This window comes from Larkinella rosea (assembly GCF_003858635.1).
GTDB classification, from domain to species: Bacteria; Bacteroidota; Bacteroidia; order Cytophagales; family Spirosomataceae; genus Larkinella; species Larkinella rosea.
The window spans coordinates 1400826-1424265 of the sequence record NZ_RQJO01000007.1; the positions used below are offsets into that span (position 1 = coordinate 1400826).

Below are 23440 nucleotides of genomic sequence, written 5' to 3' on the forward strand. Positions count from 1 at the left end.
ATCGGCAAGCCCGATCCGTGTACCTGCGCAGTCCCTAAACTTTTTACGTTTCCATCCATGAATAAATATATCGTCTTATTTATCAACCTCCTTGCGGTGTGCACGGCTGCCGGACAGGGAATCCAATTCGAACCGGAAAATTCCAGTTGGGAGGTCATACTAAAAAAAGCCCGGCAGGAAAATAAGCTGATTTTTGTAGCCGCATATTCTCCTTCCTGTCACAATTGCCGTCATATGCTGGAAAACGTCTATCCCAGCCAGGCAGTTGGAGCCGCTTTTAACGGAAATTACCTTAACGTCAAGCTTGACGTTGACCGTGGAGAAGGTATTCAGGTTGCCAATCAATACCGCATTCTCGCTTATCCGACCTATCTTTTTGTGAACGGACAAGGCGAGGTGCAGCACCGCACCCAGGGTACGATGACAGTTGAGAAAATGGTCGAACTTGGTAAAAACTCTACCAATCCAACCCATCAATTTATGCCGTTGAAAGCCCGGTTTTGGAGCGGTGATCGATCCGGCGAACTACTCAGAAGGTTGACGTTTATGGCAAAAGATCTGGCAGATGCTGACCTATTGGACACAGTTCACGTCGCCTATCTGGCGACCCAGAAAAACTGGCTAACCAAAGACAATATGGAGGTCATATTAAGTGCGCAAAAATCGATTGAACAGCCTACGTTCGCCTTTCTTCTGAAAAATGAAAAAAGTTTCAGCAAAGCATTTGGCCTAGCAAAAGTTAAAAACCGGATCGATGAGGTGTCGCTTGCCAGTCTAAGTATGCACGCCTATAATCCTTCCATGCGCGACTTTGACCTCCATAAAGCCCGGGTCTACGGAGCTGCCTATTTGCCCGCTGATTTGCTCGAACAATACCTGAGCCTCTTTCAAATCAATCAGTTCATCAGAAAGCAGGAAACCGCTTCTTTTTTGGAAGCGGCCCTTGGCATTTCAACCGATATCCGTGTTACAATGGGCTTCTTCTGAATAATATGGCCTTGCTTTTCCACGAAAAGACCGATGATAAAACGCTTCTGCTCAAGGCGTTGACCTGGTCTTTGCGGGCCACTGAACTGAAAGACACTTACTCATTTAATGACACGGTCGCTGCGCTCTATTTGAAACTTGGCAACAAACCGAAAGCGAGAGAATACGCCCAGAAAGCACTTAAGCAAGCCCGGGTATCGGGTGCCAATGCAACGGATACGGCAGCCTTATTGAAAAAAATTGAAGGCGATTAGTTTGCCAAGCTTGAACCGGTTATTCCTCTGTCCCGATAAAACCAACCTTTTCATGCAACCAAACCGCCCGAAAATCAGACCAAAACCGCCCAGGCGGGTGTCCGAAAAGAAACCGGCAACCATCAAGCTTGACCGGTTTTTGTACCGCAACGCGACCTTCGGTTTTGCGTTTTTTTTCGCGTTTGCCATCTGGGCATTCTGGCCCAAATACTTTTCCCATGTTCTGGATCAACCGAACGTGCGGTTTCATACCCACGGCATCAGCATGACGCTCTGGTGCCTGATGCTCATCGGGCAGGCTTACCTGATTCGCACCAACCGGAAAGCGCTGCACCGGCTGGTGGGCAAGTTTTCGTATCTGCTGGTGCCACTAATCATCATTACTTCGGTTAACATCGTTCATTTTCGGATGCATCAGCGGGGTCTGGAGGCTTTGCGGACGTATTTTTCCCTGGCCCTGACCTTAAACTCGGTCATAGCTTTCGCGGTATTGTACGGTCTGGCGATGTATTACCGGCACCAACCGCTCATCCACGCCCGCTACCTGGTGAGCACGATATTCCCGCTGTTTACGCCCATTACCGACCGGCTTATCGGAGCGCATTTTAAACCGATTCTTCCATTTCTTCCTACGCTGGAAGGAAGGCCCATTTCAGCAGTTTTGGGGTTTGCCCTGGCCGATCTGCTGCTGCTGATTTTGCTGGTCTGGGACTGGCGAACCAACCGGCGGCTGACGGTCTTTGCCATCGCGTTGGGGGTAGTTCTTTTGTATCACGTATCGACGCTCACGTTCTACCGGTTTTCATTCTGGCGCGCCTTTGGCGTGTGGTTTTACAACCTGCCGCTGTCCTGAATCTTCTCATGAATATCCCGCTTAAATCCGCGTCTCCGGCGATCACCCCAAGCCACCACCGTATCGAATCGATGGATGTCCTGCGTGGACTGGTCATGGTCATCATGGCCCTGGACCACGTTCGGCACCTGTTTCACAGCACGGCGTTTACCGACAATCCGCTCGAGCTGACTACTACGACACCGGCCTTGTTTTTAACCCGCTGGATCACCCATTTCTGCGCCCCGGTATTCATATTTTTATCCGGCACCTCCATTTATTTACAAAGCCTGCGGAAAACCAAACGAGAGCTGAGCAACTTTCTGATCAAACGGGGCCTATGGCTGGTTGTCGCCGAAGTGACAATTGTAACGCTGGGCATTACCTTCAACCCCTTTTACGGTGTTTTCATCCTGCAGGTGATCTGGGCCATTGGCATCAGTATGATCATGCTGGGGCTGTTGATTTACCTGCCTTTCCGGTTGATTCTGGCACTCGGACTGGCGATGGTGTTGGGGCATAATGCGCTGGATGTTGCAGAGTCCGCCCCCGGCTTTCAGCCCGGTTTCTGGTGGGCCGTGCTCCATTTTCCCGTTCGGTATTCCCTGACAATCGGTCACCAGCTCATCTACGACTACCCCTTTATGCCCTGGCTGGGGCTGATGATTGTGGGGTATTGCGTCGGCATCTGGTTCGAATCTTCGGTTTCCCCGGCCCGACGGCGGGCGGTTTTGGTCCGCGCCGGTCTGGGACTAATTGTTTTTTTTCTCCTCCTGCGGCTTACCAATGCGTATGGCGACCCGCATCCCTGGCGTTTGCAACCGAGCGCGCTGTTGACGTTGCTGTCGTTCCTCAATGTGGAGAAATATCCGCCCTCGCTCCTGTATATGGGTATGACCATCGGCCCGGCCCTGCTTTTTCTGGCCGGGATGGAGCCCATCCACAACCGGTTTACCCGGATCATGCGCACCTTTGGCCGGACGGCTTTTTTCTATTACCTGGTCCATTGGTACCTCATTCATACGCTTTGCCTGATCGTCTTTTTTGGGCGCGGCCACACCTGGGCCGATACCTGGAACGTGCCGAAAGCCACCCGGTTTATCATCCCCGGCGAGGGTTTCAGTCTGCCCGTGGTGTACCTGATCTGGGCATTGGTCATCCTGGCGATGTATCCGCTCTGCCGGTGGTACGATGCTTACAAAACCAGCCACAAAAACCGGTGGTGGCTGCGTTACCTCTGAGTCTGTTTGAACCGATTTCTTGTAACAAACCATTCACTTGTAAATCCCTTCCTCCTATGCAACGCCGAAAATTCCTCCAACATACCGCCCTGTGTGCCGTGGCGGTGAGCACCTCGGGCTTCATTCAGTTCAATGGCGAAACCTACGTGGGCGACTGCGCGACGACTTCGGATATTTTAGGCCCTTTTTATCGACCCGATGCCCCGCTGCGGACCAACCTGCTGATCAAAGGCGACGCGGGCGTGGAGGTTGTCCTGAAGGGAACCGTCCGACACAACGATTGTACAACACCCTACAAAGGGGCCAGGGTGGAACTCTGGCACTGCGATGCCAAAGAGGTTTACGACAACACCTCGGATGAGTTTCGCTACCGGGGCACCACCCATTGCAACGAGAAGGGGCATTATGAGTTCCTGACCATTCTGCCGGTTCCCTATAAGGATAATCAGGGCCAGATGCGACCCGCCCATTTTCACCTGATGATTTCCGCACCGGGTTACCAAAGTTATGTGACGCAGCTTTACTTCACCGGCGATCCAAACATCGCGGGCGATGCCTACGCGTCGGCACCTACGTCCAAATCGCGAATACTGAACATGGCATCATCTAAAAATGGCCGCAAACTGGTTACGTTCGATGTAAAGATGGCGGAAAAATTAATCGCCGAACCAGCCGCCATCGATCAGCTGACCGGAACGTATTTCGATCAGGTTGATCCGAAGCGCACCGTGGTTTTTTTTAAACGGGACGGCGTTTTATGGAAAAAGGCGGGCAGCAGCATCTACGGAGTGGCCTATGATTACCTGGGCAATAACACCTTTTCGCAAGCCGGTTTACAACCGCCGTTACTCCTGACGTGTGCGTTTGAAATCCTTGGGAACGGGGCCGTAAAAATGACCGAAAACCGCGTCAATGCCCAGGGGATTAAAACCATTGCAATAGCTCACAAAGTCAATTAGCTGCGTGAGCTCGAGAAGCCACAGTCTTGTATTCTTCGAAACGCACGGATAAGGCTGACCGAAAAAAAGCCATTTCTCTGGTGGAAGAAATGGCTTTTTTCGGTATAACTGTACCTTCCCCGATTTGTGTTTGTCGGATAACCCGGCAAATCAGCAATGACCGGTTAAATGCGGTTTTAGAAACTGATTAATTTTTCCACAATTTCGTCAGCTGTCAATTTCTCCTGTTCCCCCGTAACCATATTTCTAAACGTCAATTGGCCGGTTTGCAATTCTTCAGAGCCAATCAGAACGACGTAGGGAATTCGTTTGGCATTGGCATAATCCAGTTGTTTTTTCACTTTTGCCGCATCCGGATAGGCTTCTGCCGAGACATTCCGCGCCCGCAACCGGCTCAATAACGGCAATCCCATTGACCGGGCTTCCGGATCGAGGTGAACCACCAGCAACTGTGTTGACTGCAACCCGGTTTCGGGAAACAGATTCAATTCTTCCATCACATCGTAAATCCGATCGACACCCAGCGAAATGCCGACGCCCGACAAACCGGGCATGCCGAATGCGCCGGTGAGGTTGTCGTAACGCCCTCCACCGCTGATGCTGCCAATCTGAACGCCATTGGCTTTGACTTCAAAAATGGCTCCGGTATAGTACGATAAACCGCGCGCCAGCGTCACGTCCAGTTCCATTCGGGCATCGGACAAACCGTATTGCGCCACCAACTGCCAGACTTCTTCCAATTCGGCAACTCCTTTCAAACCGGTTTCGGATCCCGAAAGCCAGCTTTTTAATTGATCGAAAGCGGCCCGTGTTTCCTTCGGAAACTGGAACATCGGTTCCAGTTTGTCAATCGATTCGTCGGAGAAACCGCGTTGCTTCAACTCTTCAATTACTTTTTCTTTCCCGATTTTATCGAGTTTATCGATCGCGATTGCCAGAGGTCCTTCCTTCCCTTCTGCATCTACCACTTCAGCAATTCCGGTCAGAATCTTGCGGTTATTAATTTTTACGGTAAAATCCTGAATGCCCAGATTCCGCAGGCTTTCGTGCAGCATCAGAACGATTTCGGCTTCACACAACAACGAATCCGTTCCGACCACATCCGCATCACATTGGACAAACTCCCGGTACCGGCCCTTCTGCGGCCGGTCGGCACGCCAGACCGGCTGAATCTGATACCGTTTGAACGGCATCGCCAGGGCGTGCCGGTTCATGACGACGTAACGGGCAAACGGTACGGTTAAATCGTAACGAAGGCCTTTTTCGGAAATTTTCAGGGTTAGTTTTTTGGCGTTATCCTGCCAGTCGGTTTCGGTCAAACCATTGGAAAAATCGCCGGAATTGAGGATTTTAAACAGCAACTGATCGCCTTCTTCGCCGTATTTTCCCATCAAAACCGACAGGTTTTCCAGGGCGGGTGTTTCGATGGGTTGAAAGCCGTATCGCCGGAACGTCTGCCGGATGGTTTCCAGCAGAAAAAGCCGTTTGCTCATTTGTTCCGGCCCAAAGTCGCGGGTTCCGCGGGGTACACTCGGTTTTTGCATGCCGCAAAAATAGCAAGCCAGCGGGAGTTTTTTAGCAGCGGTTTTTACAAGTTGCCGAACATTGTCGTGTGAATCAGATTCCTACCAATTAAAAATTGATTTTTTGCAGTTTTTCCGCTACTTTTGCGGACAATTTGGAATCAACTTATTCATTTATACAATCATGGGAGTAACTGCACTGAAACGCAAAGACCAAAAAAATAAAGCCCGCGCGAACAACAAAATTGCCCGCATCAAACAATTATTGCGTCGTCCTGACATTAAAAACGTTGATGTTGAAGCAATTAAGGCTTCTTTTGCCGAAAAGAAAGCTCAGGCTGCCGCTTAATTCGAATCGTTTTGGGGAGCTTACATTTAGGGTTTTCCGAAATCTGACAGCAATTTGATTGCCTCGTCACGCTCGACGGACGGGGTTTTCTTTTTTCTGGCGCACCCGAATTTTCTTTTTCATCTCCCGCCGAATGGCCCGTCGGGTTTCAATTCGTACCCGAAAAATAATGGCCTGACCAAATAGCGAGAGTCCGGCGTTGATAACAATCAGGCTGTAAGTGCCGAGTAAAACCCAGCGAATTACCGGCTCACCCGTGTGCTTCAGATTGGCCGCTTCGCTGAAAACGCACAATCCGTAGCCAATCAGAACCAGACTGAACGGGGCCAGCAGTAGCCATTTGGTGCGTGTACTCATCTGCTTAATGAGTCGCCGGCCGGGAGGTTTGGAGGGGGCAACAGCCATCTTTAATAGAACTACATGTAATCAAAGCTCTAATTTAACAGACTTAATCGCATTTCGTCTTTAATTCTGTTAATTTTTGGGTAATCTAACCTTTGTGAAGCGACATAAACCACTTCACGTTCGTGTTCCGAGTGTATTTTCTCCGGTATGAAACATTTGATCAGCTTTATATTGCGGACCGTTCCGCGCCCGGTTTTGCAGCGCGTCAGCCATTACGCCATGAAGGTGATGATGGTTTTTTACCAGGGAAACAACGTCGAATGCACGGTATGTAGCAAACATTTTCGGGAATTTATGCCCTACGGCCGGAATATCCCCCGCCCGAATGCCTTGTGTCCCAACTGCTTGGCACTGGAGCGACACCGATTAATGAATCTCTACCTGCTACGGAAAACTAATTTTTACCGCGACCGGCTCAAAGTGTTGCACGTAGCCCCCGAGCATTGCTTTATCGACCGGTTTGAAAAACTACCCAATCTGGATTACATCACCGCCGACATCGAATCTCCTCTGGCCAAGATCAAGATGGACATCCACCAGATTCCATTTCCCGAAAATACCTTCGACGTCGCGTTTTGTAACCACGTCATGGAACACGTCGATGACGATGCCAAAGCGAGCAGTGAACTCTACCGGGTGCTGAAACCGGGCGGCTGGGCCATCATTCAGTCACCGATCGATTATTCCCGCGCGACCACCTTTGAAGATGCCAGCATCACCGATCCGAAAGAACGGGAGCGGCTGTTCTGGCAAAGCGATCACGTCCGGCTGTTTGGCCGCGATTATGCCGAACGACTGGCCAAAGGCGGTTTTACCGTCATCGAAGACCGGTTCGTTTTTGAACTACCGAGAGAAGAAGTGAAGCGGTTTTCGTTACCCGCCGGTGAAATCATTTACCTCTGCAAAAAGTAAACCGGTTTTTAATGATCGACCGGGTAAGGGCCTTCCGAAAACTTCTCGGCATGATATCCCTTTGAACCAATCAGCTGCGCCAATGGCCCAAGCACGCTGCCACCGGTTTTTAGCTTTTCAATCATCGTTTTGAAATCATATTTCGGTTGCCAGCCCAATTCATTCCGCGCTTTTGCATTGTCATAAACGCGGTCGATGTCGGGTAACATTCGCCAGCCCAAACGCTCGTATTCCGCTTGATAATCAGGTATATACTTTTGGAGCACGGCGGGCGCATCAATCCGCAAATCCGCCGTATCTCCCGGTAAAAAGGGCGTCGTTGCGCTGATGATGTAAGTCCCAAAACCGATCGTATGTGCCTTATCAGCTGCAACCAAATGGGCGGTTACCACATCATCGAGGGCGACGCGACGAAACAGGAATTCATTCGCTTTCAGATTCACATCCGCAAATTTATCCCTTGCCTCTTTGCTGTCATCCGCTTCCGGGAAAAACCGGGAGGTTCTCAAAATCAGGCAGGGCAAGCCCTGATTTCGGTAAAACAACTGACAGAGATTTTCTGCAGAGGTCTTCGTTACGCCATAAATATTTTTGGGAACCGGCACAACGTCTTCGGTGATCCAGGCTGCGGGCTCACCAACCGGTGGAACCAGCGCATCGCCAAAAACACTGGTGGTACTGGTAAAAATAAATCGCTCCACACCCGCAGCAACAGATTCCTGCAATAGATTGAGCGTACCGGTGATGTTGGTATCGATGAAATCCTGTAAGCTGTGGGTGGCGACATGCGGTTTGTGTAGCGTCGCCGTATGAAAAACCGTCTTCACCCCGGCGAGGCAACTCTTTACAAAAGAGCGATCGGTAATTGACCCGACGTGGGTGGTCAAGTCAGAAACCTGGATATCGAGGGCAACAACCTCATAACCCCGTTCTTTCAACGTACGAACCAGTGCTTCACCCAGATGTCCGGCACTTCCGGTTACTAAAACGCGCATGATAAGTGGTTTTGAATTTTTGACCATTGACCGCTGACGATTGACGATTGATTGTTGACCATCGACGATTGACCGCTGACCAATGTCTAAATCGTCTCTATGCAATGGTCAATGGTCGTCCGTAATTCGTCAAGATGGATATTCGATATTAGCACCCGTTTCTTGATGGCTTTTTGGTTCCAGAAGTCGTTTCCAGCCTTCGGATAGAAAACCGACACCATAGCCAATGAGTTGCACAAATGCAGCTTCAACACTCAATATGGCCACTTTTAAGCTTTTTTCCTGCCGGTAGGCATCAATTAAAATCAGGATTGAAAGCAGAATGGGAACCGATACCGCCAGTCCGAATAAAACCGGATGAACAAAAAACCAGATTGGAAGCGAGAACATAAAAAGTGTGAAAAGGGCCGGAAACGTGTGCACCAGCCGGAGTTCGGACGGAAAAAACCGGGCGATGTTGATGCGGGAACGCCCGAAAAACCGCAGTTGGCGGTAAAACTGCCGAAAATTCGTCCGGCGTTTGTGGTAGATAAACGCTTCCGGAATCAGGCCGGTTTTGAAATTGGTTTCAATGATGCGAACGGCAAATTCGATGTCCTCGCCCATCCGGCTGATTTTGTACCCCCCAATCTTCTCAAAAACCTTTCGCGAAAAACCCATATTGAAACTGCGCGGGTGGTATTTGCCGCCGAGGTTCTTCTTGCTCCCCCGAATCCCGCCCGTCGTAAACGGCGACGTCATCGAATAACTGATGGCTTTCTGCACCGGTGTAAAATTGGGATGTGCCCGGTCGGGGCCGCCGTACGCATCGAGCCAGTCGGCTTGCAAGTGCTGCTCAACGGTTTCGAAATAATGCGGAGGCACCAGCGCATCGGAATCGAAAATGACGAAATAATCGCCCGATGCCCGCTCAAAACCGTGGTTACGCGCAAAGCCCTGACCGCCGTTGGGTTTAAAAAAATAGCGGACGTTCAACCGGTTTTTGAATGACTCAGCCACCCCATCAGCCCGGTTAACGGAACCGTCTTCCACCACCACGATCTCGTCAGGAATCCGGGTTTGCTGACTCAGACTTTCGAGCAGTTCACGCAGTTCGTCCGGGCGATTGTAAACGGGTATGATAACGGAAAAACGCATCCGGTTTGGTTAAATAACTTCTTTTAATGCTTCCTCATTCGCCCAGATGATCTGATCGATGTGTTCGCCCGTTAAGGCTGTGGACAGAAACAGGCTTTCGAATTGAGAGGGTGCCAGGTAAATTCCACGTTTTAGCATCGCCTGAAAATACCGGCCAAACAAAGGTAGATCGCAGGTTTTGGCGTCGACGAAATTCGAAACCGGTCGTTCGGTCATGAACAGCGTATACATCGAACCGAGGTGGTTGATCGTAAAATCCAGCCCCAGTTTGGTCAGGCTCGTGCGAAAACCGTCGATCAGTCTGGAGCCAGTGGTTTCGAGTTGGGTATAGACTTCCGGATGTTCGTTCAGATACCGCAGCATCGCCAACCCGGCTGACATGGCAATTGGATTGCCGGACAGCGTCCCGGCCTGGTAAACCGGACCGGATGGCGACACCATGTCCATGATCTCCCGCCGACCACCGTACGCGCCAACCGGCATTCCGCCACCGATGATTTTTCCCATCGTCGTGAGGTCGGGGCGGATGCCAAACCGCTCCTGCGCTCCGCCTTTCGCCAGCCGGAAACCGGTCATGACTTCGTCGAAAATCAACAGAATAGCGTTTTTATCGCACAAATCCCGTAACCCCTGCAAGAAACCGGGTTCCGGCAAAACACAGCCCATATTGCCCACGACAGGTTCCAGAATGACCGCAGCAATCTGATTGGCATTGGCATCGATCAGCCGTTCAACTGCCTGCAAATCGTTAAATGGTGCGGTTAAGGTATCCAACGCAGTTGCTCTGGTAACACCGGGACTGTCGGGTGTTCCCATCGTAATGACGCCACTACCAGCCGCAATCAGGAACGAGTCGCCGTGGCCGTGGTAACAACCTTCAAACTTGATCATTTTGTCGCGGCCCGTATACCCGCGCGCCAGCCGGAGAGCCGCCATGGTGGCTTCCGTCCCGGAATTGACCATCCGAACCTTCTCGACCGACGGCACCATTTCAATAATCAGTTCGGCCATTTCAACCTCCTTGCGGGTGGGCGCTCCGAACGAAAACGAATGCTGGATGGCTTCCCGAACGGCTTCCTCCACCGGCTCGAACGCGTGGCCCAGAATCATCGGTCCCCAGGAATTGATCAGTTCGATGTACCGGTTTCCGTCCTCATCAAACAGGTAAGGGCCTTTGGCGGATTTAATAAACAGCGGATTTCCACCCACGGCGCGAAACGCCCGCACCGGCGAATTGACCCCGCCGGGAATTAAAGTTTTTGCTTTCTCAAAAAGCTGCTCGCTTGTTGTCATGGTTCAATGAGGGAATGAGCGAATAAAAATGAGGGAGTGCTCAGTTTTTTTATTCACTCATTCACAATTAATACGTGTTGGCAATCAAAAACCGGGTACCGTCGAATTTCACGATGGGGACGACCTGGTTTTCGTTAGTGGTGGTGTAATCGTAACCGGAAAGCAAATAGCCTTCTTCCTGATTGGTTTTTAGCTGGGTCCGATTCGTAATCTGACCACGATTGCGGGCCAGGGTTCGACCGAAAAACAGCAGAAGATCATAGCCCTGGTAGGCATAGGTCGATGGAATCATGTTGCGCTGCTCCAGGTATTGCTCCTCAAATTCTTCCGAACCAGGGCGTTGTTGATCCACATATTCGGGATAAACCAGGTACAGATCACTTTTGGTAAAAACCGACAACGGATCTTTGTCAAAATCAAACGCCGATGAGGTTGCAATAACCGGAACATCTACTTTTCGCTGACTAATCAGCCGGAGGAGTTTCGGACCAGCACTTGCATCGCTACTGGCCAGAAAAATGTGTCCGGGTTTGTTCGTTTCCGATAGTTTGATGGTTTCCAGGTCGGCACCTATTTTCTTAAATTCGGTAACCATAAACCCAATCCGTTTCAATTCGGCCTGGTAAAGAGCCGCCAGTGTGGAATCTTTTCGGGTATTTCCAAAATAAATGGTGGCTTTCCTGGACATTGTTAACGTCCGGGCAAAGGCCACGGTTTTGACAGCCTGCTGATTCAAGGATGGGGTAGCCAGAAACGCCAGCGGCTGATTCGCAATCAGTTCGCTACTGGTCGAAATCGGGTTGACGAGCAGAATGTTGTTTTGATTGGCGTATTCCGTCGCCAACCGGTTGGGCTCCGCATATAGCGGGCCAATCAACAGGTCGTTTTGAGTAAAACCGGGATTATTAATCAGCGTCGTCATTTTGGAAACGTCATTATCCACGTCATAAGCGAACAGATTGACGGTGATGCCTTCCGACTGCAACTTTGTTTTGGCGAGTTTCATCCCATTATACAAATCCAGTGCGTACTGATTCGAGCGGGCGCGGTCGTCCGGATTGATTTCGTTCAGCCGAAACGGAAATAGCACGGCAACATTGTAATACCCTTTGTTGCGGTTTCGCTCGGGTTTGGTACCGGAAGTCGAATTGGAAGCCGTTTCCGTCGGAACCGGTCGGGGAATGGGCGGAACGCCGAAGCGATTGGTCAGCCGATCCGACAGTTCGAGGTCGCCGGGTGCCGTCGACGTTCGCTGAATCTGGTCGATCAATGCCAGCGCCAGTTCCCGGTTGTTCGGAAACTCCTTTTGCATCACCTTCAGCCGGTTCAAGTCATTAATCTGGCCGAAATAATACGTTTCGAGTTTACTGACATCCGGTTTCAAAGCCTGATCGCCGATTCGACTCATGTTTTCAATTCCCTCCTCATACTGCCCGTTTTCGAAAAAAGCCGCTCCCATCAGGTAATGGACATCGTCCATTTTTTTCCAATCCGGAAACCGGTCCATTAACTGCTTTAACATCATCCGGGATTCCGAAAACTTCTTCAGGTTAAAATCAGCCAACGCGTGGAAATAATGGGCATATGGGGCAATTCCGGATCGTCCTTCGGTCAGCGGTTTTAGCTCCGCTTTGGCTTTGACGTATTCTTTCTGCTGAATGAAGCGCACCGCCATTTGATACCGACGTTCGGCATTGTCGCCCTGGGCCAGTGCCGCATGAACGGTCGTCCACAGCAGAAAACCTAAACTGAACGATTTTAAACCGGTATGGGGAGCAAAATACCTATTCATGGGGGTCGATTGAGAAGCTTGGCACAAAACTAACAAAACCAACGTGTCTGCGTTGGTTTTGTTACAAACAAGATGAGATTCTCATCCATTATTTTCGAAACGATGCGCGGGTTCAGCCATCTAAAGCGGTTCGAAAACCGCCTTATTTCTTGGTCCGTTTCTTGGCTTCTTCAGCCTGTTTCTTGGCTTCCTCCGCCTGCTGCAGCGAGCGTTGCAGAATATCCTGGAATTTCGATTTTTTAACGTCGCCTTTTGCGAATTTCTTCCGGTTTTCTTCCAGAACGGCCTTGATTTTATCTTCGTCCACAAACTTGCGGATCAGCAATTGCTGGGCAATGGTGACAACGTTGGAGACGAAATAATAGAACGTCAAACCGGCCGGAAAGGAGTTCAGCACGAACATGAACATCAGCGGGAACACGTACCCCATCGCCTTCATATTGATTGGGCTGTTGGGTTGGGCGGGCGTCATCTGGTTGTTGTAATAGGCATACGCCAAACTCGAAGCCGTCATGAAAACCGTAAACAAACTCAGGTGTGAACCCAGGAACGGAATCGTAAACGGAAACTTGATGAACGAGTCATACGTCGATAAATCGCTCGACCACAGGAACGGCTGCTGGCGGAGCTCGATCAGGTTCGGAAACAGGAAAAAAAGCGACATCAACACCGGCATGGTGGCCAGAACCGGAATACAACCACTCAGCGGACTTACACCCACCTGCTGATACAATTTCATGGTTTCCTGCTGTTGCTTCGCCATATCGTCGCCCACTTTTTCGCGAATCGCATTCACTTCGGGGCCCAACACGCGCATTTTCGCCATGCTTACGTACGAACGGTACGTGAGGGGCGTGAGCAGCAGTTTTACGAAAACCACCAGCGCAATAATCAGCAAACCGTAGTTGGAAATAAATTTCTCCAGAAAACTGAATACCGGTACAAAGAAGTACTTGTTCACCGGTTTCAGCAGGGCGTAACCGAGGTACACATTCCGGTCAAATTCCGGGGCTACTTCGTCCAGTAACTGGTAGTCGTTCGGTCCGAAATAAAACCGGAAATTCCCTTTCCCGCTTTTTACATCCGCCAACGGAATCTGCACATCGGCAATGGCGGTTTTGACCGTACTGGAATCACCCGGATTCACAAACGTCTTGAAAACCGATTTTTTAAACGCGCTGTTTTCGGAAATAAAACCGGCCAGAAAGTATTTATGCTTGATCGTAAACCACTTAACGGGTTCTTCCAGCGTAGCTTCCTGATCATTCGAGCCTTCGGACAAACCGTCGAAATTCTCGTCAGCCGACAGGTAATTGATCGTCGCCGACTTGCGGTTTTCGGCCATATCGTTCTCAAACTGACGCATCCGGTCCTGCCAGATAAACCGGATATCATTGTTCGCCAGCAGTCTATCCAGGCCATTCAATTTGAGATCGTAATCAACGACGTAGCCTTCAGTCGGAATGGTATACGTCTGTTCGACCGATTCAGTCGGTGACAGCGCCAGTTTGAACGTAACGGTTTGGGGGCTTCCCTGCACGACGGCCTGCGCCGGAGCCGTGGTTTCAAAATACAGCTTTTCGAGATTAACCTTACCGCGGTTAGTCGGCAATTCCATCACCATTTCGCTGCTCGCTTCGTTGATCAGCACCAGCGGTTTCTGATCATACGTTTTGTATTTTTTCAGCAGGACTTCCTTCACGCGTCCACCCTGCGTGCTAAACGTTACCCGAATTTCGGGGTTTTCAATGACAATATCGCGGCTTTGGCCCACTGCGGCCGTGGCGAAATCGCCATACATCATCCGGGATGCTGCCGAATCCAGCGGCTGCTCGGCGGGGCCGCCCCCGGCTTTTTTGGCGGCTCCGGGAGCCGATGTTGCTTTTTCCTGTTCGGGTTTCTTTTCAGGAGCTGGCTTCGGTACTAACAGCTGGTACCCCAGCAACATCCCCAGAATCAATACAATACCAATAATCTGATTACGATCCATTTTTTTGGTTTAAAGTCGAAGGTCTGAGGTTTAACGGGGGCCCGTTAAAACCTCAGACCTTAAACGGAACAATTAGTCCGCAAAAATACGGAGAAGCAAGTGCTTAACCAACATGCGCGGTGGTGTCAATCAACCGTTTATCCTGAGAATTCACCTGAGACGCCCGGACGAAATTCACAAACAGCGGATGGGGGTCCATCACGGTGCTTCGTAACTCGGGGTGGAACTGCACTCCGACAAACCACGGATGGTTTTTCAACTCCACAATTTCCACCAACCCGGTTTCCGGATTGATACCCGTTGGCACCAGTCCGGCTTTTTCAAACTGGCTGATGTATTCATTGTTAAATTCGTACCGATGCCGGTGACGTTCACTGATCTGGGTCTTTCCGTAAATCTGAAACGCGAGCGAATCCTTCTTGATTTTGCAGGGATAAGCGCCTAACCGCATCGTCCCCCCCTTGTTGGTCACCATCTTCTGGCTCTCCATCATGTCGATAACCCGGTGTGACGCATTTGGGTTCATTTCGGCCGAATGCGCTTCAGGCCAGCCAATTACGTTCCGCGCAAATTCGATGCAGGCACACTGCATACCAAGGCAAATGCCCAGAAAAGGTACCCCGTTTTCACGCGCATACCGAATGGCGTTGATCTTGCCTTCAATACCGCGTTCGCCAAAACCGGGTGCTACCAGGATTCCGTCGAGATCACGCAACCGTTCGGCCACCTGCTCATAATCGCCGAGCGTTTCCGATTGAATCCATTCAATGTTGACCTTGCATTCGTTTTTAGCCCCCGCATGAATGAACGATTCGGCAATGGATTTATACGCGTCACGCAGTTCGACGTATTTTCCGATCAATCCAATCGTGATCGCATCCGTCGGATTTTTCAAATGACCCAGAAATTCCTTCCAGCTGTCCAGATCGGCATCCTGATCATTGTACAGATCCAGCATGTACAACGCCCGCTGATCGAGTTTTTCCTTCCGCATCAGCAGGGGAACGTCATAAATCGTTTCGGCGTCGATAGCTTCGATGACTGAATTGACCTGAACGTTACAGAACAGGGCAATTTTCCGGCGGATGTCGCTCGGCAACGGATGTTCGGTGCGGCACACGATAATGTCGGGTTGAACGCCGTTTTCCAGGAGCATCCGAACGGAGTGCTGCGTGGGTTTGGTCTTAAGCTCGCCCGCCGACGCCAGATACGGAATCAGCGTCAGGTGAATCACCAGCGTATCTTTTTCACCCAGTTCGAATTTCAACTGACGTACTGCTTCCACAAAGGGCAGCGATTCGATGTCGCCCACACAACCGCCGATTTCGGTGATGATGATGTCGTACTCGCCGGTTTCGCCCAGCAAGCGGATATTCCGTTTGATTTCGTCGGTGATGTGCGGCACAACCTGTACCGTACGACCGAGAAAATCGCCCTTGCGTTCGCGCGTGATGACGTTGTTGTAAATCCGGCCCGTCGTGACGTTGTTGGCCTGCGACGTCCGAATGTTCAGAAACCGTTCGTAGTGGCCCAGATCGAGGTCAGTTTCTGCGCCATCGTCGGTAACGTAGCATTCGCCGTGCTCGTATGGATTGAGCGTTCCGGGATCAATATTAATATAAGGATCAAACTTTTGAATCGTGACCGACAGGCCGCGAGACTGAAGCAATTTTGCAAGCGAAGAAGCAATAATGCCCTTGCCCAAAGAAGAAGTTACACCGCCCGTAACGAAAATGTACTTAGCGGTTTTCTGACCGGATGGAGCCATGTCTGAAAACGAAATGTGGTTGTTACGGGATATAAAGGTAAGGAAACTTATTGAGAAAAGGGGAATGGCATGTGGGAAAAAGTTACGGTTTAGTGGTAAGCGGTTGACGATCAGCGCGCGGCCGGCTCAAGCAACCGCGCCGATCTTGTTGTATTTGTTCCGGTATTCGATGGGCGACAATCCGGTTATTTTTTTAAAGATCGTCCGGAAAGCTTTCGTATCAGAATAGCCCACGTCGTACATGATCTCGTTGATGTTTTTCTGGCTGATTTCCAGGTTCTTCTTGGCCGCTTCAATTTTTACGCGCTGGATGTATTCGGCCACGGTATTGGAAGTCGCTTTTTTAAACCGGCGTTCCAGATTCCGACGGCCCAGTGCGTGCATTTCGGCCAGTTGATCGATCGTGATTTTATCCTGAAAATTTTTCTCGATAAACTCCTGCGCCTTCTTCACCGGTTCGTCTTCGTGCTCTTTCTGGCCCTGAAAAATCGTGAACGGCGACTGCGTTGCGCGGTCAATTTCAATGGCAAACACCTTGGCCGACAAAACCGCGATATCGCGACCGGCGTATTTTTCAATCAGGTATAAAATCAGGTTCAGGTACGAGAACGCTCCGCCACTCGAATAGATGCCCAGTTCATCCGTAATGATCCGTTCAGTCACCAGATTGACATCCGGAAACAACTGCCGGAACTCGTTGGTAGCCATCCAGTGGGTGGCACACTGTCGCCCTTTCAGCAAACCGGTCGACGCCAGCAGAAAAGCCCCCAGACACAAACTGGCCACTTCCGAGCCGGCTTTGTACTGATCGGTAATCCACGGAATAAAATCGCGGTTTCGTTCCAGCGCAACCCGCAGATCGCCGTCAAGTGCCGGAATAACGATCAGATCGGTTTTTTCAATTTCATCCAGAACCGCATCGGCATTGACCGTAAAAAGCCCCCCGCTCAGCGGAGTTTCTTTCGTAAGTCCAACCAGTTGCACCTTAAAAACCGGTGGTTCGCCTTTCATGGCAAAAAACTGATTGACCTGCGTAAACAACTGCCGGGTGCCTTCCAGGCTACCTAAAATAGCCCCTTTAGGGACTAAAATCGATATATGCTTCATGGCGTCAAAAATAAAGAAACGGTTTGTCGTAATCAACCCCTTTTATTGCCGCGTTTACCCCCGCTTTTTGTCTTTTGATTCCCGTAGGTTTGTACGATCAACCTGATCATCAACCGGCTACGAACGAGGAAACCGATGAAAAAGCAAGTCTTGTTTATCCATAGCGCAGGCCCGCAGGGTGCTCACGCCGGAAGTGGCGACTTGGTAGCCAATCTTAAGCAGGCCCTTGGACCACAATTTCGGGTCATTAGTCCGAAGATGCCGGACCCTGAAAATCCATCGTATGAATCGTGGAAACACCAGCTTGAAAAAGAACTTTTGACTCTGGAAAACGATGCCATTCTGGTCGGGCATTCGCTGGGAGGTTCTGTTTTATTGAAACATTTATCCGAAGAATACCTGCCAAAACCGGTCGCCGGGTTGTGTGTCGTTGCGGCACCGTATTGGGGAAAAAGGGGCTGGAAAAGTAAAGAGTTTACGCTACCAAACAACCTCTCAAAACTTGCTCAGCTTCCGGGAATTTTCGTATTTCACAGCAGCGACGATGAGGTGGTGCCGCCCGATCATTTAACTTATTACGCGGAAAAGCTGCCATTTGCTTCAGTTTTGAGACTTTCGAATGGTGGGCATCTGTTCACGCACGGTAGCCCGGAACTGGTGGCCGCCATCAAGCGGTTAGCAAAAACCGATAAACTCAAACGCCCTGTTCCATCGAAAAACAAACCACGCGAGAGCCAAAATCAATGATCGGTTTCAGGTACGGTTTTAATCAAAAATAAAATAAGATTCTCCAGGAAAAACGTCCAATTCTTTCACCTTAATCAACCCAAACAATGGCGGTCATCAATCCTTATTTAAATTTCAATGGCAATACTGAAGAAGCTTTTAACTTCTACAAATCGGTTTTTGGTGGCGAGTTTATCATGGTGCAACGTTTCAAAGATACCCCGCAAGGCGGGAATGTAGCAGAAGGTGAAGGCGACAAAATCATGCATATTTCGTTGCCAATTGGTAAATCTAACATCCTGATGGCGACGGATGCGCTCGAATCCATGGAGCATAAAGCCATTGCCGGAACCAATTTCCAGCTCTCCATCGGTACGGAAAGTCAGCAGGAAGCCGATACACTTTTTAATGGACTTTCGGCCGGCGGTCAGGTGGAAGTTCCGATGGCAAAAATGTTCTGGGGGGCCTATTTCGGCATGTTCACGGATAAATTTGGCATTAAATGGATGATCAGTTACGACGAGAATGCGCTGCCGGGCTAATTTAAAACCGCTTTTCGTAGTTAACAGTAACAACAAATAAATCATTGAATAAATAGTCGTTGAAGCCCGCAACAATGCGGGCTTCAACGATAAGATTGGCAACCTAAAAAGTTGAGATGAGAAAGGTAAAACTGCAAATACAAATCTCACTCGATGGCTTCGTAGCGACCCAAACCGGTGAGCAGTATTGGATGAGCTGGAATTGGGATGACATTCTGAATCAGTATGTTGCCGACCTTGCCGACACGACCGATACCATGTTGATTGGCCGGGTAACGTACGAAGGTATGGCCAATTACTGGCCGGATGCCGCAACGAATCCGGATGCAGACAAGGACGAAGCGGCCTTTGCAAAAAAAATGAATGCCATAACCAAAGTCGTTTTTTCGCATACGCTCGATCACGTTACCTGGTGTAATTCCAGACTTGCCACCGAGAACGCAGCGGACGAAATTGCTAAATTAAAGCAGCAATCCGGAAAAGACATTATTGTTTACGGCGGAGCGACAATGGTTTCTTCCCTTATCAAATCGGGCATCATTGATGAATATCATCTGTTCGTCAACCCCGTCGTTTTAGGTACCGGTATGCCCATCTGGCATGTCATTCAGGAGCAGCTAAAGCTGAAGTTGATAAAAATGACAACCAGTAGTACCGGTATTGTTATTCTCTGCTATCAACCGGAGAAATAATGTCCTAAATTTGCGTCCCTATTCACATCATAAAAATACAGGTGTCATGGTAGAAGTTTTTAAAACTGACGTAAAAGATCAGCGCCAGGCGAAAAGGCTTATCGATCAGATACACGAACTTTTTTCGGATTATACCGCCAATTTTGATCTGGAAGACTGCGATAAAATCCTGCGCATTAAATCGGCTTCAGGAAACGTTGAAACCTGTTTTGTCATCACTATTTTGCGGGATTTTGGATTTCATGCAGAAGTTTTACCGGACGACGATCTGGCCTGTGCATAAATTTTCGGAGCGATTGGTTATTATTACGATTCGAAGCACCCGACTGCCATCTCTTCCATGCGTCAACTCTGTAATCGATTCACTCGTTGGGCTACCCACCAGCGTAGCCTGTTTATTCTCTCGCTTCCGTTTCTTTTTCTGGCCGGTTATCAAACGGGCGATACTAAAAACCGCAGTTGGAGTATCTACAAAGCCGACGCCGAAAGCACCAGTTATTCAGAACTTAACCAGATTAATGTCGCAAATGCCGGTCAATTGAAACTGGCCTGGACGTTCCATCCGAACGACGCTAAAACCGGTGCCCGAGCGGGCAGTAGCGAGTGCAATCCCATTATCATCGACGGAATCCTGTATGCCACCTCGGCCCGGCACCGGGTTTATGCCGTCGATGCGGCTACGGGTGAACAAAAATGGGCTTTCGATCCATTCGACGGCGGTGAAGGCGGGGGCGTTAGCCGGGGTGTAACCTATTGGGAAGACGGTGCGGACAAACGAATTCTCGTCACGGGCGAAGACATTTTATTTGCACTGGATGCCAAAACCGGAAAACCGATTCCGGGCTTTGGCAAAAACGGGCGGGTTAGCATGAATATCGGATTGCGGGATGCGCCCGAAACCATCTCCGTCATTCCGACCTCACCCGGTATTGTTTATCAGGATCTGCTGATCATGGGGGCCGAAGTTTCCGAATTATACGGGGCACAACCCGGTTACATTCGGGCGTATAATATCCGGAACGGAAAACTGGAATGGACATTTCACACGATTCCGTTACCGGGCGAACCGGGTTACGAAACCTGGCCCAAAGAAGCCTACAAATACGCCGGTGGCGTCAACGACTGGGCGGGAATGAGTGTGGATACCAAACGCGGAATGGTTTTTCTGGCCCTGGGTTCTCCCTCCTACGATTTTTACGGAGCCGACCGGAAAGGGTCAAACCTGTACGGAAACAGCGTGGTTGCACTGGATGCCAAAACCGGTACATACCGCTGGCATTACCAAACCGTCCACCACGATTTGTGGGATTACGACCTGCCTGCTCCTCCAAACCTGGTTACGATAGAACGCGACGGGCGGAAAATCGATGCCGTCGCGCAGGTGACCAAACACGGCTTTGTATTCGTTTTCGACCGGGAAACCGGAGAATCGTTATTTCCAATTGAAGAACGCAGGGTGCCGGTTTCTCACCTGCCGGGAGAAGAAGCCTGGGCAACGCAGCCATTCCCGTTAAAACCGAAACCGTTCGCCCGTCAGCACATGACCGAAGCGGATTTGACTAACTATTCGGTAGCGGGGCACGATTCGATTGTGAAGAAATTCCGATCGATGCGGTACGAAGGGCTGTTTACTCCGCCGGACTTGAAAGGAACGCTCATGCTGCCCGGAACCCGGGGGGGCGCCGAATGGGGCGGGGCGGCTTATGATCCAACCACGAGTATTTTGTACGTCAAATCCAACGACTCGCCGGAAATCCAGTCGATGCAGCGGGTCGATCCGGAAAAAGAAGCCAAAGACCGAACGGTTTTTGCGCAGGGCCGGTCGTTGTACATGACCTACTGCGTTAGCTGCCACGGAAAAGACAAAAATGGAGACGAACCCACTTACCCCTCACTCATTGGCCTCCGAAATCGGATGAGCCGGGAATCGGCTTTGGCTAAAATCAAACAGGGTGGTGGAAAGATGCCCGCGTTTGCCAGTGTGGTAAAAGGCAAGGAACAGGGCATTATTGCGTTTCTCTTCGATCGGGAAAAAAATTCCAGTAAAGTGACAAAACTGGAAACCGGGCAAACGCAGAAAGGAGCTGATAAATACCTGAATCTGACGGCGTACGGTCACTTTCGCGATTCACAGGGGCGTCCGGCGATCAAACCGCCCTGGGGAACGCTGAACGCCATCAATCTGAACACCGGCGACTATGCCTGGCAAATTCCGCTGGGGAACGATCCGGAATTACAGGAACAGAATGCGCCCGAAACCGGTCTTGAAGGATCAGCCGGACCGATTGTCACCGCCGGTGGGCTGGTTTTCATCAGCGGCACCAAAGACCGCAAATTGAAAGCGTTCGACAAATCAACCGGAAAACAGGTTTGGGAAACGACGCTCCCCGGAATCGCCAATGCCACGGCCTGCACGTACTGGAGCGGTGACAAACAATTCGTGGCGGTGTCAGTCGGCGGGAGCAAAGAAAATCCGGCCGGTTCCATCATGGCGTTTTCACTGCCCTGAAGAACCGGCCGGATTGGCAATACGACCAAATCGTTTTTACTTAGTTGGATTTTCCAACCAGTTTCCACTGATAAACACTACCTGCTTTTTCAATACCAAAGTAATCAAACGAACCGGTCGCGCGATCGCCGTAAGTGTCCAGCGTCGTGGGGCCGGTGGCACCGGTGTAGGCATTGGCCTGGGTGGTAAACAGGCTTTCCAGATCATCCAGATTGGCCGGAACGCCGTTTCCGGCTTCAATGGTTTTGGCAATTACCCACATCGCATCATACACCGCGATCCCAAACGCATCCGGGTCAATGCCTGTTTTGGTTTTAATCCGGGCGATCAAAGGCTCCCAGGCCGACTTGTAAGTATCGGAAAGACCATATGTCGGGGTAAAAAACTGAGTGGCAATTGCAAAGTCAGCCGCGTCGGCATCGGCGATCAAAGCTGCACTTAATGCCACGCCGTCCGCACCAAACCAGCGAACCGAACTCAAAACCGGGTCGGCCGCTGCCTGTTTAAAAAGGTTAACGCACTCATCGAACGACGCCAGATAAACCGCCACTTTAGCGGCTCCATACGTTGTTGTCAACGCCGTTATCTGCGCTTTGATGGCGGCAATCTGGGCCGAAAAATCCGTTACTGAAGTTCCGTAAGGCGTTAGCGCCTGAACTTCGCCCCCGGCGGTGGTGAACGACGCACCAGTGGCGTTTTGCAAGCCTTTGTTTCCGGCATCATCCCGGGCAATGGTAATCAATCCGCGAATGCCCTGATCAAAGATGGTTTTGGCAATGGCCGCTCCTTCGATTTTGTCCGCCGGACAAAACCGGAAAACCGGATCTCCGGCAATGGCCAGACTTCCCGCCGTACTGCCCTGGCTGATGACAATTGCATTGCGACCGGCGGTCAAGGGCAGAATAGCCGCCAGCTCGGCGCTGGATTGCGGCCCGATAAAAAACCGGTGGCCTGCGTCAGCCGCCGTGGTGAAAAAACCGGTCGCCAAACTGGCATCCAGTTTCGTATCGTAGGTCGTCATGCTCAACCGATACGGACTCCCTTTTCCCTGAAAATAGGCGTTAATGTCTTCTTCCGCGATTTCCATCGCGGCTGCCGTCGTGTTGCCGAGCGACGACCAGTTGCCCGTCAGGGAGGACAGTCCGGCGATTTCAATGGTGGCGGGTTGTAAATGATCTTGTACGGAGCAGCCGGATAGGGAAGAAATAACAAAAAGAGATCCGGCAAGGCTTAGGTTTTTCAGGAATGTCATCAGCTATTTTTTTGGCGAAAATATACAAATTATCTCCTGATATATGATCAATTGCTCCAACAATTAAGTCTGATAACTTATTATTCAGTCAAGTTATAACGGTTACCATCCAAGTTGTTTTTCCCTGCTAGTCAGTGCACAAGATTTTAACTTACTCTCCTTTCTGCTGATCACC

At 50.4% G+C, this 23440-nt stretch carries 22 protein-coding genes; 12 read left to right on the forward strand and 10 right to left on the reverse strand.

From position 1 onward, the window contains the following. Positions 1-57: 57 nt before the first annotated feature. Genes EHT25_RS05920 through EHT25_RS05940 form a run of 5 tightly spaced genes read left to right on the forward strand, consistent with a single transcriptional unit; the run spans position 58 to position 4273 of the window. Positions 58-987: a thioredoxin family protein gene (locus tag EHT25_RS05920; protein WP_124872038.1), complete on the forward strand. Its 930-nt coding sequence runs from the start codon at positions 58-60 to the stop codon at positions 985-987. Positions 988-992: 5 nt separating this feature from the next. Next, the gene (locus EHT25_RS05925; RefSeq protein ID WP_124872041.1) at positions 993-1241 is read left to right on the forward strand and encodes a hypothetical protein; all 249 of its coding nucleotides are present in this window, start codon (positions 993-995) and stop codon (positions 1239-1241) included. 52 nt (positions 1242-1293) lie between these two features. After that, positions 1294-2094, forward strand: coding sequence for a hypothetical protein (locus EHT25_RS05930; protein ID WP_124872045.1), 801 nt, complete (start codon positions 1294-1296; stop codon positions 2092-2094). 8 nt (positions 2095-2102) lie between these two features. Then, complete coding sequence (locus EHT25_RS05935) at positions 2103-3314, forward strand: acetyltransferase domain-containing protein (RefSeq protein WP_124872049.1); 1212 nt, start codon at positions 2103-2105, stop codon at positions 3312-3314. A 56-nt stretch (positions 3315-3370) separates the two neighbouring features. Beyond that, a complete protein-coding gene (locus EHT25_RS05940; protein ID WP_124872052.1) occupies positions 3371-4273 on the forward strand; it encodes a dioxygenase family protein in 903 nt (300 codons plus the stop codon). Between the two features lie 176 nt (positions 4274-4449). Here EHT25_RS05940 and hisS read toward each other — a convergent pair whose 3' ends face one another. Next, a complete protein-coding gene (gene hisS, locus EHT25_RS05945) occupies positions 4450-5817 on the reverse strand; it encodes a histidine--tRNA ligase (RefSeq protein WP_124872055.1) in 1368 nt (455 codons plus the stop codon). A 163-nt stretch (positions 5818-5980) separates the two neighbouring features. Between hisS and EHT25_RS32595 the strand changes: the two genes are divergently transcribed. Next, positions 5981-6145 (forward strand): hypothetical protein, encoded by a 165-nt coding sequence (locus EHT25_RS32595; protein WP_170299248.1) that lies wholly within the window; start codon positions 5981-5983, stop codon positions 6143-6145. Positions 6146-6211: 66 nt separating this feature from the next. Here the strand turns inward: EHT25_RS32595 and EHT25_RS05950 are convergent, their stop codons facing one another. Further along, a complete protein-coding gene (locus tag EHT25_RS05950; RefSeq protein ID WP_229311447.1) occupies positions 6212-6502 on the reverse strand; it encodes a hypothetical protein in 291 nt (96 codons plus the stop codon). A 195-nt stretch (positions 6503-6697) separates the two neighbouring features. Between EHT25_RS05950 and EHT25_RS05955 the strand changes: the two genes are divergently transcribed. Then, on the forward strand, positions 6698-7462 hold the full coding sequence (locus tag EHT25_RS05955; protein WP_124872066.1) for a methyltransferase domain-containing protein: 765 nt from the start codon (positions 6698-6700) through the stop codon (positions 7460-7462). Positions 7463-7470: 8 nt separating this feature from the next. Here the strand turns inward: EHT25_RS05955 and EHT25_RS05960 are convergent, their stop codons facing one another. The 7 genes from EHT25_RS05960 to EHT25_RS05990 all read right to left on the reverse strand — a co-directional run bounded on the left by EHT25_RS05960 (position 7471) and on the right by EHT25_RS05990 (position 17544). After that, entirely contained in the window at positions 7471-8457 is a 987-nt protein-coding gene (locus EHT25_RS05960; protein WP_124872072.1) for an NAD-dependent epimerase/dehydratase family protein, read from the reverse strand. A 129-nt stretch (positions 8458-8586) separates the two neighbouring features. After that, positions 8587-9594, reverse strand: a complete 1008-nt coding sequence (locus EHT25_RS05965; RefSeq protein ID WP_124872076.1) for a glycosyltransferase family 2 protein — start codon at positions 9592-9594, stop codon at positions 8587-8589. A 9-nt stretch (positions 9595-9603) separates the two neighbouring features. Then, a complete protein-coding gene (hemL, locus tag EHT25_RS05970; RefSeq protein WP_124872081.1) occupies positions 9604-10887 on the reverse strand; it encodes a glutamate-1-semialdehyde 2,1-aminomutase in 1284 nt (427 codons plus the stop codon). A gap of 67 nt (positions 10888-10954) precedes the next feature. Beyond that, a complete protein-coding gene (locus EHT25_RS05975) occupies positions 10955-12679 on the reverse strand; it encodes an ABC transporter substrate-binding protein (RefSeq protein WP_124872085.1) in 1725 nt (574 codons plus the stop codon). 142 nt (positions 12680-12821) lie between these two features. Beyond that, positions 12822-14669: a membrane protein insertase YidC gene (gene yidC, locus EHT25_RS05980; protein ID WP_124872090.1), complete on the reverse strand. Its 1848-nt coding sequence runs from the start codon at positions 14667-14669 to the stop codon at positions 12822-12824. A 103-nt stretch (positions 14670-14772) separates the two neighbouring features. Continuing rightward, positions 14773-16437: a CTP synthase gene (pyrG, locus tag EHT25_RS05985; RefSeq protein WP_124872096.1), complete on the reverse strand. Its 1665-nt coding sequence runs from the start codon at positions 16435-16437 to the stop codon at positions 14773-14775. Between the two features lie 126 nt (positions 16438-16563). Further along, on the reverse strand, positions 16564-17544 hold the full coding sequence (locus EHT25_RS05990) for a GlxA family transcriptional regulator (protein ID WP_124872100.1): 981 nt from the start codon (positions 17542-17544) through the stop codon (positions 16564-16566). A 135-nt stretch (positions 17545-17679) separates the two neighbouring features. Here EHT25_RS05990 and EHT25_RS05995 point away from each other — a divergent pair, with 135 nt between their 5' ends. From EHT25_RS05995 to EHT25_RS06015, 5 genes are all read left to right on the forward strand, one after another. Further along, complete coding sequence (locus EHT25_RS05995; RefSeq protein ID WP_124872103.1) at positions 17680-18291, forward strand: RBBP9/YdeN family alpha/beta hydrolase; 612 nt, start codon at positions 17680-17682, stop codon at positions 18289-18291. Positions 18292-18377: 86 nt separating this feature from the next. Beyond that, on the forward strand, positions 18378-18812 hold the full coding sequence (locus EHT25_RS06000) for a VOC family protein (protein WP_124872105.1): 435 nt from the start codon (positions 18378-18380) through the stop codon (positions 18810-18812). 116 nt (positions 18813-18928) lie between these two features. Continuing rightward, positions 18929-19504: a dihydrofolate reductase family protein gene (locus EHT25_RS06005; RefSeq protein ID WP_124872107.1), complete on the forward strand. Its 576-nt coding sequence runs from the start codon at positions 18929-18931 to the stop codon at positions 19502-19504. A 46-nt stretch (positions 19505-19550) separates the two neighbouring features. Further along, positions 19551-19787, forward strand: coding sequence for a hypothetical protein (locus tag EHT25_RS06010; protein WP_124872109.1), 237 nt, complete (start codon positions 19551-19553; stop codon positions 19785-19787). 57 nt (positions 19788-19844) lie between these two features. Then, complete coding sequence (locus EHT25_RS06015; protein ID WP_124872112.1) at positions 19845-22013, forward strand: outer membrane protein assembly factor BamB family protein; 2169 nt, start codon at positions 19845-19847, stop codon at positions 22011-22013. A 40-nt stretch (positions 22014-22053) separates the two neighbouring features. Here EHT25_RS06015 and EHT25_RS06020 read toward each other — a convergent pair whose 3' ends face one another. After that, on the reverse strand, positions 22054-23265 hold the full coding sequence (locus EHT25_RS06020) for an ABC transporter substrate-binding protein (RefSeq protein ID WP_124872115.1): 1212 nt from the start codon (positions 23263-23265) through the stop codon (positions 22054-22056). Positions 23266-23440: the final 175 nt, after the last annotated feature.

What these genes read in the sequence shown, in the direction of transcription:
- EHT25_RS05920 (WP_124872038.1), top strand. Translation starts at nt 58, where the DNA reads ATGAATAAATATATCGTCTTATTTATCAACCTCCTTGCGGTGTGCACG.
- EHT25_RS05925 (WP_124872041.1), top strand. Translation starts at nt 993, where the DNA reads ATGGCCTTGCTTTTCCACGAAAAGACCGATGATAAAACGCTTCTGCTC.
- EHT25_RS05930 (WP_124872045.1), top strand. Translation starts at nt 1,294, where the DNA reads ATGCAACCAAACCGCCCGAAAATCAGACCAAAACCGCCCAGGCGGGTG.
- EHT25_RS05935 (WP_124872049.1), top strand. Translation starts at nt 2,103, where the DNA reads ATGAATATCCCGCTTAAATCCGCGTCTCCGGCGATCACCCCAAGCCAC.
- EHT25_RS05940 (WP_124872052.1), top strand. Translation starts at nt 3,371, where the DNA reads ATGCAACGCCGAAAATTCCTCCAACATACCGCCCTGTGTGCCGTGGCG.
- hisS (WP_124872055.1), bottom strand. Translation starts at nt 5,817, where the DNA reads ATGCAAAAACCGAGTGTACCCCGCGGAACCCGCGACTTTGGGCCGGAA.
- EHT25_RS32595 (WP_170299248.1), top strand. Translation starts at nt 5,981, where the DNA reads ATGGGAGTAACTGCACTGAAACGCAAAGACCAAAAAAATAAAGCCCGC.
- EHT25_RS05950 (WP_229311447.1), bottom strand. Translation starts at nt 6,502, where the DNA reads ATGAGTACACGCACCAAATGGCTACTGCTGGCCCCGTTCAGTCTGGTT.
- EHT25_RS05955 (WP_124872066.1), top strand. Translation starts at nt 6,698, where the DNA reads ATGAAACATTTGATCAGCTTTATATTGCGGACCGTTCCGCGCCCGGTT.
- EHT25_RS05960 (WP_124872072.1), bottom strand. Translation starts at nt 8,457, where the DNA reads ATGCGCGTTTTAGTAACCGGAAGTGCCGGACATCTGGGTGAAGCACTG.
- EHT25_RS05965 (WP_124872076.1), bottom strand. Translation starts at nt 9,594, where the DNA reads ATGCGTTTTTCCGTTATCATACCCGTTTACAATCGCCCGGACGAACTG.
- hemL (WP_124872081.1), bottom strand. Translation starts at nt 10,887, where the DNA reads ATGACAACAAGCGAGCAGCTTTTTGAGAAAGCAAAAACTTTAATTCCC.
- EHT25_RS05975 (WP_124872085.1), bottom strand. Translation starts at nt 12,679, where the DNA reads ATGAATAGGTATTTTGCTCCCCATACCGGTTTAAAATCGTTCAGTTTA.
- yidC (WP_124872090.1), bottom strand. Translation starts at nt 14,669, where the DNA reads ATGGATCGTAATCAGATTATTGGTATTGTATTGATTCTGGGGATGTTG.
- pyrG (WP_124872096.1), bottom strand. Translation starts at nt 16,437, where the DNA reads ATGGCTCCATCCGGTCAGAAAACCGCTAAGTACATTTTCGTTACGGGC.
- EHT25_RS05990 (WP_124872100.1), bottom strand. Translation starts at nt 17,544, where the DNA reads ATGAAGCATATATCGATTTTAGTCCCTAAAGGGGCTATTTTAGGTAGC.
- EHT25_RS05995 (WP_124872103.1), top strand. Translation starts at nt 17,680, where the DNA reads ATGAAAAAGCAAGTCTTGTTTATCCATAGCGCAGGCCCGCAGGGTGCT.
- EHT25_RS06000 (WP_124872105.1), top strand. Translation starts at nt 18,378, where the DNA reads ATGGCGGTCATCAATCCTTATTTAAATTTCAATGGCAATACTGAAGAA.
- EHT25_RS06005 (WP_124872107.1), top strand. Translation starts at nt 18,929, where the DNA reads ATGAGAAAGGTAAAACTGCAAATACAAATCTCACTCGATGGCTTCGTA.
- EHT25_RS06010 (WP_124872109.1), top strand. Translation starts at nt 19,551, where the DNA reads ATGGTAGAAGTTTTTAAAACTGACGTAAAAGATCAGCGCCAGGCGAAA.
- EHT25_RS06015 (WP_124872112.1), top strand. Translation starts at nt 19,845, where the DNA reads ATGCGTCAACTCTGTAATCGATTCACTCGTTGGGCTACCCACCAGCGT.
- EHT25_RS06020 (WP_124872115.1), bottom strand. Translation starts at nt 23,265, where the DNA reads ATGACATTCCTGAAAAACCTAAGCCTTGCCGGATCTCTTTTTGTTATT.